At 74.0% G+C, this 16704-nt stretch carries 16 protein-coding genes; 12 read left to right on the top strand and 4 right to left on the bottom strand.

The window, feature by feature from the left end; genetic code table 11:
* Positions 1 to 7: 7 nt before the first annotated feature.
* From O4J56_RS22825 to O4J56_RS22815, 3 genes are all read right to left on the bottom strand, one after another.
* Entirely contained in the window at positions 8 to 1459 is a 1452-nt protein-coding gene (locus O4J56_RS22825; RefSeq protein WP_270688523.1) for a cytochrome ubiquinol oxidase subunit I, read from the bottom strand.
* Between the two features lie 337 nt (positions 1460 to 1796).
* Positions 1797 to 2261 carry a DUF3515 domain-containing protein gene (locus tag O4J56_RS22820; protein ID WP_270688522.1) on the bottom strand — a complete coding sequence of 155 codons (465 nt, stop codon included), beginning with the start codon at positions 2259 to 2261 and terminating at the stop codon, positions 1797 to 1799.
* A 24-nt stretch (positions 2262 to 2285) separates the two neighbouring features.
* The gene (locus O4J56_RS22815) at positions 2286 to 2519 is read right to left on the bottom strand and encodes an Lrp/AsnC family transcriptional regulator (protein ID WP_270688537.1); all 234 of its coding nucleotides are present in this window, start codon (positions 2517 to 2519) and stop codon (positions 2286 to 2288) included.
* 135 nt (positions 2520 to 2654) lie between these two features.
* Between O4J56_RS22815 and O4J56_RS22810 the strand changes: the two genes are divergently transcribed.
* Positions 2655 to 3662 carry a thiamine-phosphate kinase gene (locus O4J56_RS22810; protein ID WP_270688521.1) on the top strand — a complete coding sequence of 336 codons (1008 nt, stop codon included), beginning with the start codon at positions 2655 to 2657 and terminating at the stop codon, positions 3660 to 3662.
* 160 nt (positions 3663 to 3822) lie between these two features.
* A complete protein-coding gene (locus O4J56_RS22805; RefSeq protein WP_270688520.1) occupies positions 3823 to 4455 on the top strand; it encodes a cellulose binding domain-containing protein in 633 nt (210 codons plus the stop codon).
* Between the two features lie 217 nt (positions 4456 to 4672).
* On the opposite strand, the gene rpmB is transcribed toward O4J56_RS22805, so the two are convergent.
* The gene (gene rpmB, locus O4J56_RS22800; RefSeq protein ID WP_270688519.1) at positions 4673 to 4858 is read right to left on the bottom strand and encodes a 50S ribosomal protein L28; all 186 of its coding nucleotides are present in this window, start codon (positions 4856 to 4858) and stop codon (positions 4673 to 4675) included.
* Between the two features lie 384 nt (positions 4859 to 5242).
* Between rpmB and recG the strand changes: the two genes are divergently transcribed.
* The 10 genes from recG to smc all read left to right on the top strand — a co-directional run bounded on the left by recG (position 5243) and on the right by smc (position 16168).
* Positions 5243 to 7456, top strand: coding sequence for an ATP-dependent DNA helicase RecG (recG, locus tag O4J56_RS22795; protein WP_270688518.1), 2214 nt, complete (start codon positions 5243 to 5245; stop codon positions 7454 to 7456).
* Positions 7457 to 7496: 40 nt separating this feature from the next.
* Entirely contained in the window at positions 7497 to 8102 is a 606-nt protein-coding gene (gene rsmD / locus O4J56_RS22790; RefSeq protein ID WP_270688517.1) for a 16S rRNA (guanine(966)-N(2))-methyltransferase RsmD, read from the top strand.
* Between the two features lie 39 nt (positions 8103 to 8141).
* Positions 8142 to 8624, top strand: a complete 483-nt coding sequence (gene coaD, locus O4J56_RS22785) for a pantetheine-phosphate adenylyltransferase (protein ID WP_270688516.1) — start codon at positions 8142 to 8144, stop codon at positions 8622 to 8624.
* A 153-nt stretch (positions 8625 to 8777) separates the two neighbouring features.
* The gene (locus tag O4J56_RS22780) at positions 8778 to 9362 is read left to right on the top strand and encodes a YceD family protein (RefSeq protein ID WP_270688536.1); all 585 of its coding nucleotides are present in this window, start codon (positions 8778 to 8780) and stop codon (positions 9360 to 9362) included.
* 72 nt (positions 9363 to 9434) lie between these two features.
* Positions 9435 to 9611 carry a 50S ribosomal protein L32 gene (gene rpmF, locus O4J56_RS22775; protein ID WP_270688515.1) on the top strand — a complete coding sequence of 59 codons (177 nt, stop codon included), beginning with the start codon at positions 9435 to 9437 and terminating at the stop codon, positions 9609 to 9611.
* Between the two features lie 276 nt (positions 9612 to 9887).
* Complete coding sequence (gene rnc, locus O4J56_RS22770; protein WP_270688514.1) at positions 9888 to 10616, top strand: ribonuclease III; 729 nt, start codon at positions 9888 to 9890, stop codon at positions 10614 to 10616.
* A gap of 6 nt (positions 10617 to 10622) precedes the next feature.
* The gene (mutM, locus tag O4J56_RS22765) at positions 10623 to 11501 is read left to right on the top strand and encodes a bifunctional DNA-formamidopyrimidine glycosylase/DNA-(apurinic or apyrimidinic site) lyase (protein WP_270688513.1); all 879 of its coding nucleotides are present in this window, start codon (positions 10623 to 10625) and stop codon (positions 11499 to 11501) included.
* 25 nt (positions 11502 to 11526) lie between these two features.
* Positions 11527 to 11826, top strand: a complete 300-nt coding sequence (locus O4J56_RS22760; RefSeq protein ID WP_270688512.1) for an acylphosphatase — start codon at positions 11527 to 11529, stop codon at positions 11824 to 11826.
* Positions 11827 to 12102: 276 nt separating this feature from the next.
* Positions 12103 to 12294 carry a hypothetical protein gene (locus O4J56_RS22755; protein WP_270688511.1) on the top strand — a complete coding sequence of 64 codons (192 nt, stop codon included), beginning with the start codon at positions 12103 to 12105 and terminating at the stop codon, positions 12292 to 12294.
* Positions 12295 to 12592: 298 nt separating this feature from the next.
* Entirely contained in the window at positions 12593 to 16168 is a 3576-nt protein-coding gene (smc, locus tag O4J56_RS22750) for a chromosome segregation protein SMC (RefSeq protein WP_270688510.1), read from the top strand.
* The last annotated feature ends 536 nt before the right edge of the window (positions 16169 to 16704 follow it).

Below are 16704 nucleotides of genomic sequence, written 5' to 3'. Positions count from 1 at the left end.
GCGGGGCTCAGTACACGAACGCGGGGACGTCGCCGGTCTCCTCGCCCTCTTCGGGCTCGGGGACGATGTGCGAGGGCCCGGCCTTGACGTAGCGCCACAGCAGCCCGGCCTCGACGACGGCGAGGACGCCGTAGATGAGGGTGAACACGGCGAGCGAGAAGGCGACCTGGCCCAGGCTGACCCCGGGGGAGACGCTCATCGCGGTCAGCAGCTCGCCGTGCACGGTCCAGGGCTGGCGGCCCATCTCGGTGAGGATCCAGCCGAGGATGTTGGCGGCCAGCGCGGCCGGCAGGGCGGCGATGGCGGCGTAGTAGAACCAGCGGGTCCTGGGCAGCCGCCGCCGTCGGGTCAGCCACAGCCCCAGCGCCGACACCGCGACGCCGAACAGGCCGAACCCGATCATCAGGCGGAACGACCAGTACATGATGAACACGTTGGGGATGTAGTTCACGTCCCCGTACTCGGCGTACTCCTCGTTGTACTGCTCCTGCAGGTCGTTCATGCCCTGGACGGTGCCGTCGATGGTGCCGGTGGCCAGGAAGCTCAGCACGCGGGGGATGGTGATGTCGATGGTGTTGACGCCGCTGTCGGTGTCGCCGACGGCGAAGGTGGAGAAGGGCGCGCCCTCCTCGGTCTCCCAGTGGGCCTCGGCGGCGGCGAGCTTCATCGGCTCGTACTCGGCGGCGAGCTTGGCCTGGTGGTCGCCGGAGTAGACGACCACGACCCCGGCCAGCAGCGTGACGACCATGCCCGCGCGCAGCGTCTTGCGGAACAGCTCGTGGTCGCCCTTGGGCGGCGCCACGCCCTTGTTCCCGGTGTCGCCGTGGCGGCGGCTGCGCCAGAGCTTGAAGGCGCTGACGGCGGCGACGAACATGCCGGCGGTGATGAAGGCGGCCGAGACCACGTGCAGGTAGGTGGACCAGGCCTGGGTGTTGGAGAGCACCGCCCAGATGCTGGTCAGCTCGGTGCGGCCGTTCTCGGGGTTGACGGTGAACCCGACCGGGTGCCGCATCCAGGCGTTGGCGGCCAGGATGAAGTAGGCCGACAGGTTGGTGCCGATCGCGGCCAGCCAGATGCAGGCCAGGTGCACGCCGCGGGGGAGCCGGTCCCACCCGAAGATCCACAGCCCGATGAAGGTGGACTCCAGGAAGAACGCCAGCAGCGCCTCCATGGCCAGCGGCGCCCCGAACACGTCGCCGACGAACCGGGAGTACTCGCTCCAGTTCATGCCGAACTGGAACTCCTGCACGATCCCGGTGACCACGCCCATGGCGAAGTTGATCAGGAAGAGCTTGCCGAAGAACTTGGTGGCCCGCAGGTACTCGTGCCTGCCGGTCCGGTACCAGGCGGTCTGCAGGGAGGCGACGATGACCGACAGGCCGATCGTCAGCGGGACGAACAGGAAGTGGTAGATCGTGGTGATACCGAACTGCCACCGTGCCAGGTCGAGTGCTTCCATGCGCCTCTCCTGTCGGCAATGGACCGATGGACGCGGCCGGCGGTCCGGGGGAACCGGATCGACGAGCCGTAGTACGACACAGCGTAGTGCTACGCCATGTAGTAGTTCCACCGGGGTATCGCGGCCGGGGAGCCCGCGCACCGGGCCCCGGGACGACGCTAGACGGGCGCGGCCCGTCGGCGCAGTACCGGCGGGCCGCTCTTTACCAGGGGTGATGCGGAGTTTTCCGGTGCCCTTGCGCACCGGGGGAGCGGCCGTGCCCGCTCCGGGGGCGCCGCGCGGAGGGCGCGCGGGGTGACCGAGACCTCATGGCCGGGGCGGGCGGGGCGGCTCCGGGTCAGTACTCGCCCGGGGGCAGCTCCGGGATCTCGGCCGCGATCGCCTCGCTGATCGCCACCAGCCCCTGGGCGGGCGCCCCGTAGGAGGCCGGGACCGACACCTCGACGTAGGCCTCGCGCGCCATGGACGTGTACATCGTCGGCTCGTCCTCCGGCTCGGGCAGCCACGCCACCCCGTCGACCACCGTCAGCTCGGCGTCGGGGCGGTAGGCCTCGGGCCGCTCCACCCCGCAGCGCATCGCGATCACCGGGTCGCCCCAGGCCGCCACCAGGGGGGAGTCGGGGTCCGTGGCGACGCGCTCCTGGTCGTACAGGGTCTCGGGGAGCCGCTCGGCCAACGCTTCGCAGAGCGCCGCCGTCTCCTCGTCCGGCTCGGGGACGGGGACCTCGACGGCGCCCCCGGTGCAGCCGGCCGCCAGCACCAGGACCGTCCCCGCCGCGGCTCCCGCCGCTCGCCTGTGCATCGGCCCTCCCGGGTCCTCGCTCGCTCAGATCTGCACGATCGGGCAGGTCAGCGTGCGCGCGATGCCCTCAAGGCGCTGGATGCGGGCGACCACGAGCCGCCCCAGCGCGTCGATGTCCTCGGCCTGTGCGCGCACGATCACATCGTAGGGGCCCGTCACGTCGTCGGCCTCGCGGACTCCGTCGATCCCGCGGATGAGCTCCGCCAGATCCCCGGCCCTGCCGACCTCGGTCTGCACCAGAACATAGGCCTGCACCACGGTGGAACCCTCCCAGATCACCCAGAGAACACGCGGACGGAGCGGCGGCGTCCGATTACGGCCACGCGCCGCTGTTGATGGGGTGCGCGCGGGTCTAGACCACTGCGCCGGATTGGTCACCGTACCCTGAGGGCTGTGTCGAGCACCATTGGGGACCTGGGCGAATTCGGCCTGATCGCGCGCGTGACGGCCAGATTCCCTGAGACGGACGATGTAATCCTCGGGCCGGGAGACGACGCCGCGATCGTCTCCGCCGCAGATCAGCGCGTGGTGGCCAGCACCGACGTACTCGTCGAGGGGAGGCACTTCCGGCTCGACTGGTCCAGCGCGCGCGACATCGGCCACAAGGCCGTCGCGCAGAACGCCGCCGACATCGCGGCAATGGGTGCGCGGACCACCGCGCTCCTCATCGGCCTGGCCGCGCCCAAGGACCTCCCCCTCGCGTGGGCGGAGGAGTTCGCCGAAGGCGTGCGCGAGGAGTGCGCCACCGTCGGCTGCACGGTCGTGGGCGGCGACACCGTCGGATCCCCCACGCTCACCGTCTCCGTCACCGCCCTGGGCTCCCTGGACGGCGCCTGCTCGGTGCGCAGGAGCGGAGCACGGCCGGGCGACCGCATCGCCGTCGCCGGCCCCCTGGGGCTGTCGGCCGCGGGCCTGGCGCTGTTCCAGGCGGGGCTGGCCGGCGAGGACGCCGCGCGCGCCGCGGTGACCGAGCACCGGCGCCCCGCCCCGCCTTATGCGCAGGGGCCCCGCGCCGCCCTGGCGGGGGCGCGGGCCATGCTCGACGTGAGCGACGGGCTCGCCCAGGACCTCGGACACATCGCCGCCGCCTCAGGTGTCGGCATCGACATCCGGCGCGACGCCCTCGACCCGGCGCCGGGGCTGCTCTCCGCCGTGGAAATGCTGGCCGCATCGGGCCACCCCGCAGGGGGAGCGGGGCGCCCGCCCCGGGAGGCCGCCGCCGACCTGATGGTGTCCGGAGGGGAGGACCACGCGCTGGCCGCCGCCTTCCCGCCCGGGGCCGCCCCGCCGGACGGCTGGTCGGTCATCGGGGCGGTGCGCGAGGCCGCCCCCGAAGGGCCGGGTGTCACCGTCGACGGAGGGCCGCCCACGGGCGGCGGTTGGGACCATTTCGGCCGGTGACAGAGGGGTCCGCGGCCGAAACAGAGGGAGGAGGGGCGAAGGGGGCGGTCGTGCGGGCGGGGTGAGAGAGTCGGGTTTGGGGGGTAAATCACGCTAAGCTGGCGCCCCGCGCCGCCTGTGCGGGGCGGGGGACGGAGCGTGGATCGGAAGGCTGTTCGTTATGGGGCGCAGAAGCGGGTCCGGCGGCGGCCGGCGCGGTGCGCACCGCTCCGAGCCCGAGGACTCCGGCCCGCTGAGGACCGTGGGCCTGATGCTGGGCAGCACCGTGCCCAAGAGGGTCCGCCCGCCCCGGCTGCTGAGCGTGCTGCTGATCTCCGGGGTCACCGTCGGGCTCGTGCTCTTCGGCTACAGCACCACCCAGATCTACCTCCGGTTCAGCGAGCCGCCCGTCGAGCACGGCACCACCCCCGCAGGCCCCTCCGCCGGGCCGAGCACCCAGGACTCCGAGGGCGGGGAGGCCCGCGCCGAGGAGGACGCCGCAGGCGCCCCGGCGAACCTGAGCTACACCACCGTCGAGTCCTCCGCCACGGCCTTCACCGGCAGGGTCACCCTCACCAACACCGGCTCGACCGCCCTGGAGGGCTGGGAGCTGGTGCTGGGGTTCGACGGGGCGACGGTCACCTCCGCCTGGGACGTGGACTGGGAGGCCACCGGCGACGGCGTGGTGGCCCGGGCGCCCGCCTCGGACGGCGGCCTGGCGCCGGGGGAGTCGGTCGACGTCACCTTCACCGCCGAGGGCACCGCACAGGCGCCCAGCAGCTGCACCTTCAACGGGAACCCCTGCTCCCTGTAAGCCCGCCCCCTGCAGGAATGCGCACGGACAGGCGGGTGTGCCCGGCGTTGACCCCGGGGGGAACGACGCTACCGGTCCGCTCTCAGGGGCGCTTTTCCAGAGGACAACGCCGAGGGGCGGCGTTCACCGAACAAAACGGAGGGCGCCGCGCCGGATCACCGGCTGCGGCGCCCTCCGTCCATGCGTGAGCGCGTCGGCGGTCGGAACCGCCCGCGGTTCAGCGGTCGACCTTGCCCGCCTTGATGCAGGAGGTGCACACGTTCAGGCGCTTGGGCGTACCGCCCACGCGGGTGCGCACGGTCTGGATGTTGGGGTTCCAGCGGCGGCGGGTGCGGCGGTGCGAGTGGGAGACACTGTTACCGAACCCTGGGCCCTTGCCGCAGACGTCGCAGACGGAAGCCACGGTAACTCCATTCAAGCGCTCGGGCCCGCATGCGCTCCGCACGCGTGCTGGTCGACCCGAGAGAGGTCTGATGATCATGCAGGTCGGCGCGGTGCGCCAACCGTGGAAGCGTACACGATGCCCAGGGCGGCCGCTAAACGGAGCGGACGCCCCCGAAGGGCCCGTGCCCGCACCGCCCGATCGGCCGCCCGCGGCGGCGTCCCGACGGATCCGGCCGGACCCGGGACGGCGGTGCGTGCTCCGATTATAGCCCGGCCCGGCCCCCCGCCGGTCCGGTGCCGCATCGGCCCCGGTCCCGGACCCCTCCGGGCGGCGCGCCCCCGCACGTCGCAGGGAGGTCCTACGGTAGGTGTCCGGCGGACCTGCGCGACGGGAGGAACACCGGTGATCAGTTGGGACGAGCCGCTGCGCACCACCCAGGGCGCGGCCGCGGCCAAGAAGTTCGCCGCCGAGCTCGACCTGCACACCGCGGGCGACCTGCTGCGGCACTACCCGCGCCGGTACGCCTACCGGGGCGAGCTGACCGACCTGGCCGCGCTGGCCGAGGGCGAGCAGGCCACGGTGGTGGCCGAGGTGCTCAGCGCCACCAAGCGCGACCTGCGCGGCGGCGGCCGCGGGCGCCCCCGCAGCCTGCTGGAGGTGGTGATCACCGACGGCACCGGGCGGCTCACCCTGGCCTTCTTCCACAACGCCGGGTACCACCTCAAGGAGCTGCGCCCGGGGCGGCGCGGCATGTTCGCCGGAAAGGTCTCCACCTACCGCGGCAAGAAGCAGCTCGCGCACCCGGTCTACGAGATGCTGCCCGACGACGGCACCGGCGACGACCGCGCCCGCGAGTTCGCCGACCGCCCCATCCCCGTCTACCCGGCCACCAAGGGCCTGACCTCGATGACCATCGCCCGCTGCGTGGCCACCCTGCTGGACCAGGCCGACGGCGGCGGGGGGTTCGCCGACCCGCTCCCGCCCGACCTGCGCGAGCGGCACCGCCTGGTCGGCATCGGCGAGGCCCTGGAGAAGATCCACCGCCCCGCCGACGGCGACGACATCGGCCGCGCCCGCAAGCGCCTCAAGTGGGACGAGGCCTTCGTGCTGCAGCTCGCCCTGGCCCAGCGGCGTGCGGCCGCCGCCGACGTTCCCGCCCGCCCGCGGCCGCGCGCCTCCGGCGGCCTGCTCGACGCCTTCGACGCCGAGCTGCCCTTCGAGCTGACCGCCGGGCAGAAGGAGGTCGGCGAGGTGATCGCCGCCGGCCTGGACTCCGCCCACCCGATGCACCGGCTGCTCCAGGGCGACGTCGGCGCGGGCAAGACCCTGGTGGCGCTGCGCGCCATGCTCCAGGTGGTCGACGCCGGGGGCCAGGCCGCGCTGCTCGCCCCCACCGAGGTCCTCGCCCAGCAGCACCACCGCTCCATCACCCGGATGCTGGGCCCACTGGCCGAGGGCGGGCTGCTCGGCGGGGCCGAGAACGCCACCCGGGTGGCGCTGCTCACCGGCTCCCAGGGCGCCGCCGCCCGGCGCGAGGCGCTGCTGGAGGCCGCCTCCGGGCAGGCCGGGATCATCGTGGGCACCCACGCCCTGCTGCAGGAGCACGTCTCCTTCGCCGACCTGGGCCTCGTCGTGGTCGACGAGCAGCACCGCTTCGGCGTCGAGCAGCGCGACGCCCTGCGCGAGAAGGCCGCCGACGGCCGCCCGCACGTGCTGGTGATGACCGCCACGCCGATCCCGCGCACGGTGGCCATGACCGTCTACGGCGACCTGGACGTGGTCGCCCTGGACCAGCTGCCCGCCGGGCGCGCGCCCATCGCCACCCACGTGGTGCCCGCCCGCGACAAGCCGCACTTCCTCGACCGCGCCTGGGAGCGCATCCGCGAGGAGGCCGCCCAGGGGCGCCAGGCCTACGTCGTCTGCCCGCGCATCGGCGGCGACGGCGACGGGGACGAGGAGGGGGCCGCCGCGCCCGCCCCGGACGAGGGCGAGGAGGCGCGCCGCCCCCCGCTGGCGGTGCTGGAGGTGGCCCGCACCCTCGCCGAGGGGCCGCTGTCCGGACTGCGGGTGGAGGTGCTGCACGGGCGGCTCGCCCCGGAGGAGAAGGAGGCGGTCATGGGCCGCTTCGCCGCGGGGGAGACCGACGTGCTGGTGGCCACCACCGTGATCGAGGTGGGCGTGGACGTGCCCAACGCCACGGTGATGGCGATCATGGACGCCGACCGGTTCGGCGTCTCCCAGCTCCACCAGCTGCGCGGCCGGGTGGGCCGCGGGAGCCTGCCGGGGCTGTGCCTGCTGGTCACCGAGGCCGAGGAGGGCGGCCCGTCCCGGCAGCGGCTGGACGCGGTGGCCTCCACCACCGACGGGTTCGCGCTGTCCAGGGTCGACCTGGAGCAGCGCCGCGAGGGCGACGTGCTCGGCGGCGCCCAGTCGGGCCGGCGCTCGTCGCTGCGGATGCTCACCCTGCTCCGCGACGAGGAGCTCATCGGCGAGGCCCGTGCCGAGGCGGCCGGCCTGGTCGAACGCGACCCGGAGCTGTCCTCGCACCCGCCCCTGTCGGCCGCCCTCGACGAACTCTTGGGCGAGGACCGCGCCGACTTCCTGGAGAAGGCCTAGCCTCGGCCGCCGTCGCCCCCGCCCCGGTACGGTCTACGGCATGACCCGCATCATCGCCGGTACGGCGGGGGGACGCCGCCTCGCCGTCCCCGACGGCCGCACCACCCGGCCCACCAGCGACCGCGCCCGCGAGGCGCTCTTCGCCTCCGTGCAGTCCGAGCTCGGGCCGCTGGACGGGCTGCGGGTGCTCGACCTGTACGCCGGGTCGGGGGCGATCGGGCTGGAGGCGCTCTCCCGCGGCGCCGCGCACGCCCTCATGGTCGAGTCCGACCGCAGGGCCGCCGCCGTCGTCCGGCGCAACATCGCCTCCCTGGGCCTGCCCGGCGCCGAGCTGGCCGCCGACAAGGTCGCCCGGGTACTGGAGCGCGGCCCCGGCGGAGGGCCCTACGACCTGGTGGTCGCCGACCCGCCGTACGCGGTCGGCGACGACGAGGTGGGCGCGGTCCTGGCCGCCCTGCGCGACCGGGGCTGGCTCGCCCCCGACGCGCTGGTCGTGCTGGAGCGCCCCGCGCGCGGCTCCGACCAGGAGTGGCCCCGCGGGTTCGAAGGGACCCGGGTGCGGCGGTACGGCGAGGCGGCGCTTTGGTACGGTCGCGCCGCGAGTCGTCCCGAACACGCCCCTGCCGAGGGGGATGATCCCGGGTAGAGGGGGCAGCGCCCCGCCCGGCAGGAAGGAGCGGTCACCGTGCGACGCGTCGTGTGCTCCGGGTCGTTCGACCCGGTGACCAACGGCCACATCGACATCATCGGCCGGGCCGCCCGGCAGTTCGACGAGGTCGTGGCCGCCGTGCTGACCAACGTCAACAAGCGCGGGCTGTTCGGCGTCGACGAGAAGCTCGACATGCTCCAGGAGAGCGTCAAGCCGTTCGACAACGTCACCGTCGACACCTTCGACGGGCTGCTCGTCGACTACTGCCGGGACAACGGCATCGCGATGATCGTCCGCAGCCTCCGCTCGGTCAGCGACTTCGACTACGAGCTGCAGATCGCCCAGATGAACTACCGGCTGGCCGAGGTGGAGACCGTCTTCCTCACGGCCAACCCGCAGTACTCCTTCCTCAGCTCCAGCCTGGTCAAGGAGGTCGCCCAGTACGGCGGCGACGTCGACGGGCTGGTCACCCCGTACGTGCGGGACCGGCTGCGCGCCAAGTACGCCGAGCGCGGCTGAGGCGCCCGGGCGATTTGGGCGCGACCTGCCGGATCGCTAGACTGACGGTTTGACCGCGGTCCCTCCTCCGCGCGTACGGCGCGCGGGGAAGGGGCCGCGGCCACGTCAAGGCGACCACCCGCGTCGGCCCCGGCCGACCGTACCGAAGGCACGATCACACTGACTCGTATCGATCCCCGGTCCCCGTTCGCGGTCGACACCCGGCCGCTGGGGCGCCAGCCCGGCAGCATGCGCACCATGGTCCGCATGGTGCCCGCGCCCGCGTCGCTGGCGGTCGGCACGGCATCGGTCCCCGAGGGCTCCGACATCGAGCTGGACTTCCGGCTCGAGGCGGTGCTGGAGGGGGTGCTGGCGACCGGCACGGCCCGGGCCCGCTACGAGGGGGAGTGCGGGCGCTGCCTGGACCCGGTGTCGGCCTCTTTCGAGTCGGACTTCCAGGAGCTCTTCCACTACCCGGACGAGGACGCCTACGGCCGGCCCGAGGAGGGCGCGGACGCGGACGCCGACGAAGAGGACTACTATCTTGAGGGCGACCTGCTCGACTTGGAGCAGGTCGTCCGCGACGCGACCGTGCTCGCGTTGCCGCTCTCGCCGCTCTGCCGGGACGACTGCCCCGGCCTGTGCGCCGAGTGCGGCGTCAAACTCGCCGAGGCCGGCGCCGACCACGGCCACGGCGAGCGCGTCGATCCCCGGTGGGAGGCGCTGCGCAAGCTGGGCCTGGATTCGGGCGACAGCTAGTTCTTCCCCGCGACCGGCGGGGGTACCGGTAAGTGAGCTCCCGCGCCGCGGGGGTGACCCAGGAGGATTGAAGTGGCCGTCCCGAAGCGGAAGATGTCGCGGGCCAACACCCGCATGCGCCGTTCCCAGTGGAAGGCGAAGCGCCCGTCGCTGGTGAACTGCCCCCGCTGCCGCGACCCGAAGGTCCCGCACCAGGCCTGCCCGACGTGCGGCACCTACAACAACCGCCAGGTCGTCAACCCGGCCTAGCGTGCGCGCGCGGCGGGTCCTCTCCCGGGGGCACCCGGGAGGGGACCCGCCTTTTGGGCTGGGCCGCCCCCCGCCCGACAACCTCGAATAAGCTTGACTTCGCGCCGATTCGGGCCCATCCCGAGGTCGTGGTGGCCGCCGATGGCGGTGCGGCGCCCGGCGCCCCGCCGCACAGCGGCGGCCACCACGGCTTCGAGCGACCCTGGACGGCTCGGAAGCGGCCGCGTGCCCCGGCCGGGGGCGTGGGCCGCCGTGGATCTAGGGAGTGAGCGTCCGGTGTCCTTTCAGATCAGTGCGGCCGAGGCCAAGGAGTTCCACAGGGCCATCGGCGTGGAAATCGACGGCGAGGTCCTGGCGCGGGCGCTGACGCACCGCTCCTACGCCTACGAGAAGGGCGGCCTGCCCACCAACGAGCGCCTGGAGTTCCTCGGCGACTCGGTGCTCGGGCTGATCGTCACCGACACGCTCTTCCGCGAGCACCCCGACCTGCCCGAGGGGCAGCTGGCCAAGCTGCGCGCCGCCGTGGTGAACATGCGCGCCCTGGCCGACGTCGCGCGCGGCCTGGGCATCGGCGGCTACATCCGGCTGGGCCGCGGCGAGGAGGGCACCGGCGGGCGCGACAAGTCCTCCATCCTCGCCGACACCCTGGAGGCCATCATCGGCGCGGTCTACCTCGACCGCGGCCTGGACACCGCCTCCGAGCTGGTGCACCGGCTCTTCGACCCGCTCATCTCCACCGCCTCCGGGCTCGGCGCCGGGCTGGACTGGAAGACCTCGCTGCAGGAGCTGACCGCCTCGGAGATGCTCGGGGTGCCCGAGTACCACGTGGACGAGAGCGGCCCCGACCACCAGAAGACCTTCCGCGCCACGGTGCGGGTGGCCGGCACCGACTACGGCGCCGGGGAGGGCCGCAGCAAGAAGGAGGCCGAGCAGCAGGCCGCCGAGTCGGCCTGGAAGGCCATCCGCGCCCGCTCGGAGTCCGCCTCGACCGACGCCCAGGGGTAGGTCCCGGTGCCCGAGCTCCCCGAGGTCGAGGTCGTCCGGGGCGGTGTCGAGCGCTGGGTGGTGGGCCGCGTCTTCGACGGCGTCGAGGTGCTGCACCCCCGCTCGGTGCGCCGCCACGCGGCGGGCCCACACGACTTCGCCGACCGCCTGTCCGGCCGCACCGCCGAAGGCGCCGCCCGGCGCGGCAAGTACCTGTGGCTGACGCTGGACTCCGGTGATGCGCTGCTGGCGCACCTGGGGATGAGCGGCCAGCTGCTGGTGCAGCCGCAGGGCGCCCCGGCCGAGCGGCACCTGCGGGTGCGGCTCCCGCTGCCCGGAGACGGCCGCGAACTGCGCTTCGCCGACCAGCGCACCTTCGGGCACCTGATGGTGGCCCCGCTGGTGGAGGCGCCGGACGGGGGCGTGGTGCCCGACGTCGTGGCGCACATCGCACCCGATCCCCTGGACCCGCTGTTCGACGAGGACGCTTTCGCCGCCGCGCTGCGCCGCAAGCGCACCGAGGTCAAGCGCGCATTGCTGGACCAGTCGCTGGTCAGCGGAATCGGGAACATCTACGCCGACGAGGCGCTGTGGCGCGCGCGGCTGCACTGGGCGCGGCCGGCGTCCGGGCTGAAGAGGGCGCAGGTCTCGCTGCTGCTGGAGCAGGTGCGCGAGGTGCTGCGCGAGGCCCTCAAGGAGGGCGGGACCTCCTTCGACGGGCTGTACGTGAACGTCAACGGGGAGAGCGGGTACTTCGAGCGCGGGCTCAAGGCCTACGGGCGGCGCGGCGAGCCGTGTGAGCGGTGCGCCACACCCATCCGCCGGGACGCGTTCATGAACCGCTCCTCCTTCAGCTGCCCGCGCTGCCAGCCCCGGCCGCGGGGCGCGGGTGCGGCGCGGGCGTGACCAGGTGAGCGAGGAGGGACCGGCCATGGGGGAGACCGGGCAGGACGCGGCGGACCCCGCGCGGATGACGGCGTGGGTGCGCGGGCGCGTGCAGGGCGTGGGGTTCCGGTGGTGGACCCGCGCCCGCGCGCTGGAGCTGGGGCTCGCCGGCGCGGCGACCAACCTGCCCGACGGGCGCGTCGAGGTCGTCGCGGAAGGGCCGCGCGAACGGTGTGAGGAGCTCCTCTCGCAGCTCAAAGGGGGTGCGACCCCGGGCCGCGTGGACGGGGTCGTGGAGACGTGGGCGCAGTACCGGGGTTCCTACACAGGGTTCGCCGAGCGTTGAGTATCCTGGGAGGGTGACGCGATTCGCGGGCGCCCCCCGCAACGCTTCCCGCAAGGCGGGAAAGGGGTGCCCCTGTGCGGGTCGTGCGCTGTGTCCTGTCCAGGTCACAGTGCGGTTACCGACAGTTCCGTGCAACCTTGACCAGTGACGTCCGCGGTGAGACTCTGGAAGGCAGACCGCGCTCCGATTCCACCCACGAGGCGGGTGGCGCGATCCTGCTCGTGGCTCATATGCGTGTGAACCTCATCTGGTCACTCAGTGTGGAGGACCCACATCATGGCGAAGGCTCTACTCGGCCACGTCGGCGGTCCTGACCCTCGTATGGTTCAGGAGATGCGACGACTGCAGCAGCGGGTACGCGACCTCGAAGACGAGATCGGTCGGCTCCAGGCGCGCAACGACCAACTCTCCGCGTCCGTCGCCGATGTCGCCGTCGGCGCGACCGACCGCGAGCCCGCGCTCGCGTAATTCACGACCCTGACGCACTCGGGATAAGGGACGCCCCGGCCGCCGTTCCGGCGCCGGCAGCACAGGCGTCCCTTGGGTGCACTCCAAGGGGATACTCTTCCCGTCCTCTCCGCGGCTCCGCTGTCCTCACCCGGGGGTGTACCCCCGGTGATATCGCACAATCCTCGCCGCAGGGGGCGACTCTCGGGCCGAATGCGGCCGTTTTCCTCCGCGTCTCGTGGCACCCTTGAGACCGCCGGTCCGAAATCCGGACCGGAACCGGGAGCACCGGTGACGCCGAGGCCGGAGGGGACGCGGGGTGTACCTGAAGAACCTGACGCTGCGCGGCTTCAAGTCCTTCGCCTCCGCCACCGCCCTGCGCTTCGAGCCCGGGATCACCTGTGTGGTGGGGCCCAACGGCTCGGGCAAGTCCAACGTGGTCGACGCCCTCGCGTGGGTGATGGGCGAGCAGGGGGCCAAGAGCCTGCGCGGCGGCAAGATGGAGGACGTGATCTTCGCGGGAACGTCCTCCCGCCCGGCGCTGGGGCGCGCCGAGGTCTCCCTGACCATCGACAACTCCGACGGCGCCCTGCCGATCGACTACACCGAGGTCACCATCAGGCGGACGATGTTCCGCAACGGCGGCTCGGAGTACGCCATCAACGGCGACACCTGCCGCCTGCTGGACATCCAGGACCTGCTCAGCGACTCGGGCATCGGCCGTGAGATGCACGTCATCGTCGGCCAGGGCCAGCTCGACACGGTCCTGCACGCCGGCCCCGAGGAGCGGCGGGCCCTCATCGAGGAGGCCGCGGGCATCCTCAAGCACCGCAAGCGCAAGGAGAAGGCGCTGCGGAAGCTGGACGCGATGCAGGGCAACCTGGACCGCGTCACCGACCTGACGGCCGAGCTGCGCCGCCGCCTCAAGCCGCTGGGGCGCCAGGCCGAGCTCGCCCGCAAGGCCCAGGTCATCCAGGCCGACCTGCGCGACGCGCGCCTGCGCCTGCTGGCCGACGACATCGCCACGCTCACGAACGAGCTGGAGAAGGAGGAGGCCGACGAGGCCGAGGTGCGCCGCCGCAGGGAGGCCGCCGAGCGGTCGCTGAGCGAGGCGCAGGAGCGGGAGTCCGTCCTGGAGGAGGACGCAGCCCGCTCCGCCCCCGCCCTCAGCCGCGCCCAGGAGGCCTACCACGGGCTGTCCCGGCTGAGGGAGCGGCTCGGCGCGGTCGCCGGGTTGGCCGCCGAGCGCCACCGCAACCTCGCCGCCGCCCCCGAGGAGGGGCGCGGCGGCCCCGACCCGGAGGAGCTGGAGCAGGAGGCCGAGGAGGCCGCCGCCCAGGAGGAGGCCCTCCGGTTCCGCCTGGAGGAGGCCCGCGAAGGGCTGGACGAGGCCGTCCGCGTCCGCACCGAGGCCGAATCCTCCCTGGAGGCCGAGGAGAAGCGGATCGCCGCCGCCGCGCGCGCCGCCGCCGACCGCAGGGAGGGCCTGGTCCGCCTGCGCGGGCAGGTCGACGCCGTGCGCGGGCGCCTGGCCGCGGGCGAGGCCGAGGTCCAGCGGCTCGACGAGTCCGCGGCCGAGGCCCGCGAGCGCGCCGAGACCGCCCAGATGGAGTACGAGGAGGCGGCCGAGGCCTCCGAGGGCCTGGAGGAGGGCGACGCCGAACTCGACGGCGCCTTGGAGCAGGCCCGGTCCGACCTGGAGCAGGCCGACGCCGAGCTGGCCCGGCTGCGCGACGCCGAGCGCACCGCCGAGCGGGAGCGCGCCGCGCTGGCCGCTCGCAAGGAGGCCCTGGAGATGGGCCTGGAGCGCAAGGACGGTGCCGCGGCCCTGCTCGCCGCCGGGGACGCGCTGCCCGGCGCGATCGGCGCCATGGCCGAGCTCGTGGACGTCGAGCCGGGGCACGAGACCGCCGTCGCCGCCGCCCTCGGGGCGGCGTCCGAGGGCGTGGCCGTGCAGGGGGACGACGGCGCCGAGGCGGCCCTCGCCCTGCTCAAGGAGAACGACGCCGGGCGCGCGGGCGTGGTCCTCGCCCGGGCCCGCCCCGCCGTCCCGCGCGTCGAATGGCCCGAGCCGCCCGAGGGGTGCCGCTACGCCCGCGACGCGGTGACCGCCCCCGACCGCCTGGCCGACGCGGTCACCGCGCTGCTGGACCGGACCGTGCTGGCCGCCGACGCCGCGCAGGCGCTCCGGATCGCCGCCGCCGACCCCGCGCTGACCTGCGTCACCCCGGAGGGGGACCTGTTCGGCGGGGCGCTGGTCCACGGCGGTTCGGCCGCCGCGCCCAGCGTGCTGGAGGTGCAGGCCGCCGTCGACGAGGCCGCCGAGCGCATCGCCGCCGCCGACGACGCGTGCCGGGAGGCGGGCGACGCCCTGGCCGCGGCCCAGGAGCGCCGGGCCGGCGCCGCCGCCAGGGTCGAGGAGCTGGGGACGCGCCGCAGGGAGGGCGACAAGCGCCGCAACGAGCTGGCCCAGCGCCTGGGCAAGCTGGGCGGCCAGGCCCGGTCCGCCGAGGCCGAGGTGGAGCGGTACGCGGCCGCCGCCGCCAAGGCCGCCGCGGGGCGCCAGGCAGAGCTGGACAAGCTCGCCGACCTGGAGCAGCGGCTCGCCGCCGCCGAGGCCGAGCCCGACGAGGACGACGAGCCCGACACCGGGCGCCGCGACGAGCTGGCCCGGGAGTCCTCCGAGGCCCGCCAGGCGGAGATGGAGGCCCGGCTGGCGGTGCGCACCGCCGAGGAGCGGGTGCGCTCCATCGAGGGGCGGGCCGCCGGGCTGATGCGCCAGGCCCAGGCCGAGCGGGAGGCCCGCGAGCGGGCGGCGCGCCGCCGCCGCGTCCGCGCCGAGCAGGCGCGGGTCGCCGAGGCGGTGGCCGAGGCGGCGCGGCTGGCGCTGGAGCGCATCGAGCGGTCGCTGGCCGACGCCGAGCGGGTGAGGGCCGAGGCCGACCGCCGCCGCCAGGAGCAGGAGGCCGAGCTCAAGACCGTGCGCGCCCGGGTCCGGGAGCTGTCGGTGGAGCTGGAGAAGCTGGTCAACAGCGTGCACGGCAGCGAGGTGGCGCGGGCCGAGCGCCGCATGCGCCTGGAGCAGATGCACACCCGCGCCGTGGAGGAGCTGGGCGTCGAGGTGCCGGTGCTGCTCGCCGAGTACGGGCCCGACGTGCCGGTCCCGCCCCCGGCGGACGCCGAGGGGGACGCCGCGGTGCCGGTGCCCTACGTCCGCGAGGTGCAGGAGAAGCGCCTCAAGGAGGCCGAGAGGAACCTCAACCGGCTCGGGAAGATCAACCCGCTGGCGCTGGAGGAGTTCGCGGCCCTGGAGGAGCGGCACGCGTTCCTCAACGCCCAGCTGGAGGACCTGAAGAAGACCAAGCGCGACCTGCTCACCGTCGTCAAGGAGGTGGACGACCGGGTGCAGGAGGTGTTCACGGCGGCCTTCTCGGACGTGGAGCGGGAGTTCGCGAAGATCTTCGGCCGCCTGTTCCCGGGCGGCGAGGGCAAGCTGGTGCTGACCGAGCCCGAGGACATGCTCTCCACCGGCGTCGAGGTGGAGGCGCGCCCGCCGGGCAAGAAGGTCAAGCGCCTGTCCCTGCTGTCGGGAGGGGAGCGGTCGCTGACCGCGGTGGCCTTCCTCGCCGCGATCTTCAAGGCCCGCCCGTCGCCGTTCTACGTGATGGACGAGGTCGAGGCGGCCTTGGACGACACCAACCTCCAGCGCCTCCTGGTGATCTTCGAGGAGCTGCGCGAGTCGTCCCAGCTGATCGTGATCACCCACCAGAAGCGCACGATGGAGGCGGCCGACGCCCTGTACGGCGTGACGATGCAGGGCGACGGCATCTCCCAGGTGATCAGCCAGAAACTCGACCGCAAGGCCGCGGAGGAGATCAACCCCCGCATCGCCTGACCAGCCGCCGGGACACCCGCACCTCCGGTCGAGCGGTGGATCCCACCCCTGCACCGAGGCAGCCCCCGTCACCACTCCCGGCCGGGCGGTGGGCCCCTCGCGGTCCGGGGGGCCGGACGGCTGGGGTGATACCCCGCTCACGGACACCAGCCGAGCGGCAGGCCACCGGAGTGCAAGGTCGCAGGGGCAGCGACGAAGGCCGCCGGCCCTTGCGGCAGCGCTGTCGGGCACGGCGCGTGTGCGTGGTCACCGTGTTGGGCGGCGACGGCGACAGCCAGGCGGTTCCCGGGCGCTGCCTGCCGTCCGGCAGGTCGCTAGTAGTCCGGGCGGACGGCTGATCAGGTACCCCGCTCAAGGGCCCTGGCCGGGCGGCGGGCCGCCGGGGTGCAAGGTCGCAAGGGCAGCGACGACGAAGGTCGGCGGCCCACGCCGCAGCGCTGTCGACCGTGAGGCGTGTGCGTGGTCGCCGGAGATGGCAGCGACGGCGACAGCGGGGTGGTTCTCGGCCCTGCCTGCCGGGCGCCGGGCCCCTCCGC

The organism is Nocardiopsis endophytica (assembly GCF_027706725.1).
Classification (GTDB): domain Bacteria; phylum Actinomycetota; class Actinomycetes; order Streptosporangiales; family Streptosporangiaceae; genus Nocardiopsis_A; species Nocardiopsis_A endophytica.
Note: the sequence above shows the minus strand (reverse complement) of the source record. Positions and strands in the feature narration are given on the sequence as shown.

Coding starts and splice junctions, on each gene's coding strand:
- O4J56_RS22825 (WP_270688523.1), bottom strand. CDS start 1,459: ATGGAAGCACTCGACCTGGCACGGTGGCAGTTCGGTATCACCACGATC.
- O4J56_RS22820 (WP_270688522.1), bottom strand. CDS start 2,261: ATGCACAGGCGAGCGGCGGGAGCCGCGGCGGGGACGGTCCTGGTGCTG.
- O4J56_RS22805 (WP_270688520.1), top strand. CDS start 3,823: ATGGGGCGCAGAAGCGGGTCCGGCGGCGGCCGGCGCGGTGCGCACCGC.
- rsmD (WP_270688517.1), top strand. CDS start 7,497: ATGACCCGCATCATCGCCGGTACGGCGGGGGGACGCCGCCTCGCCGTC.
- O4J56_RS22760 (WP_270688512.1), top strand. CDS start 11,527: ATGGGGGAGACCGGGCAGGACGCGGCGGACCCCGCGCGGATGACGGCG.
- O4J56_RS22755 (WP_270688511.1), top strand. CDS start 12,103: ATGGCGAAGGCTCTACTCGGCCACGTCGGCGGTCCTGACCCTCGTATG.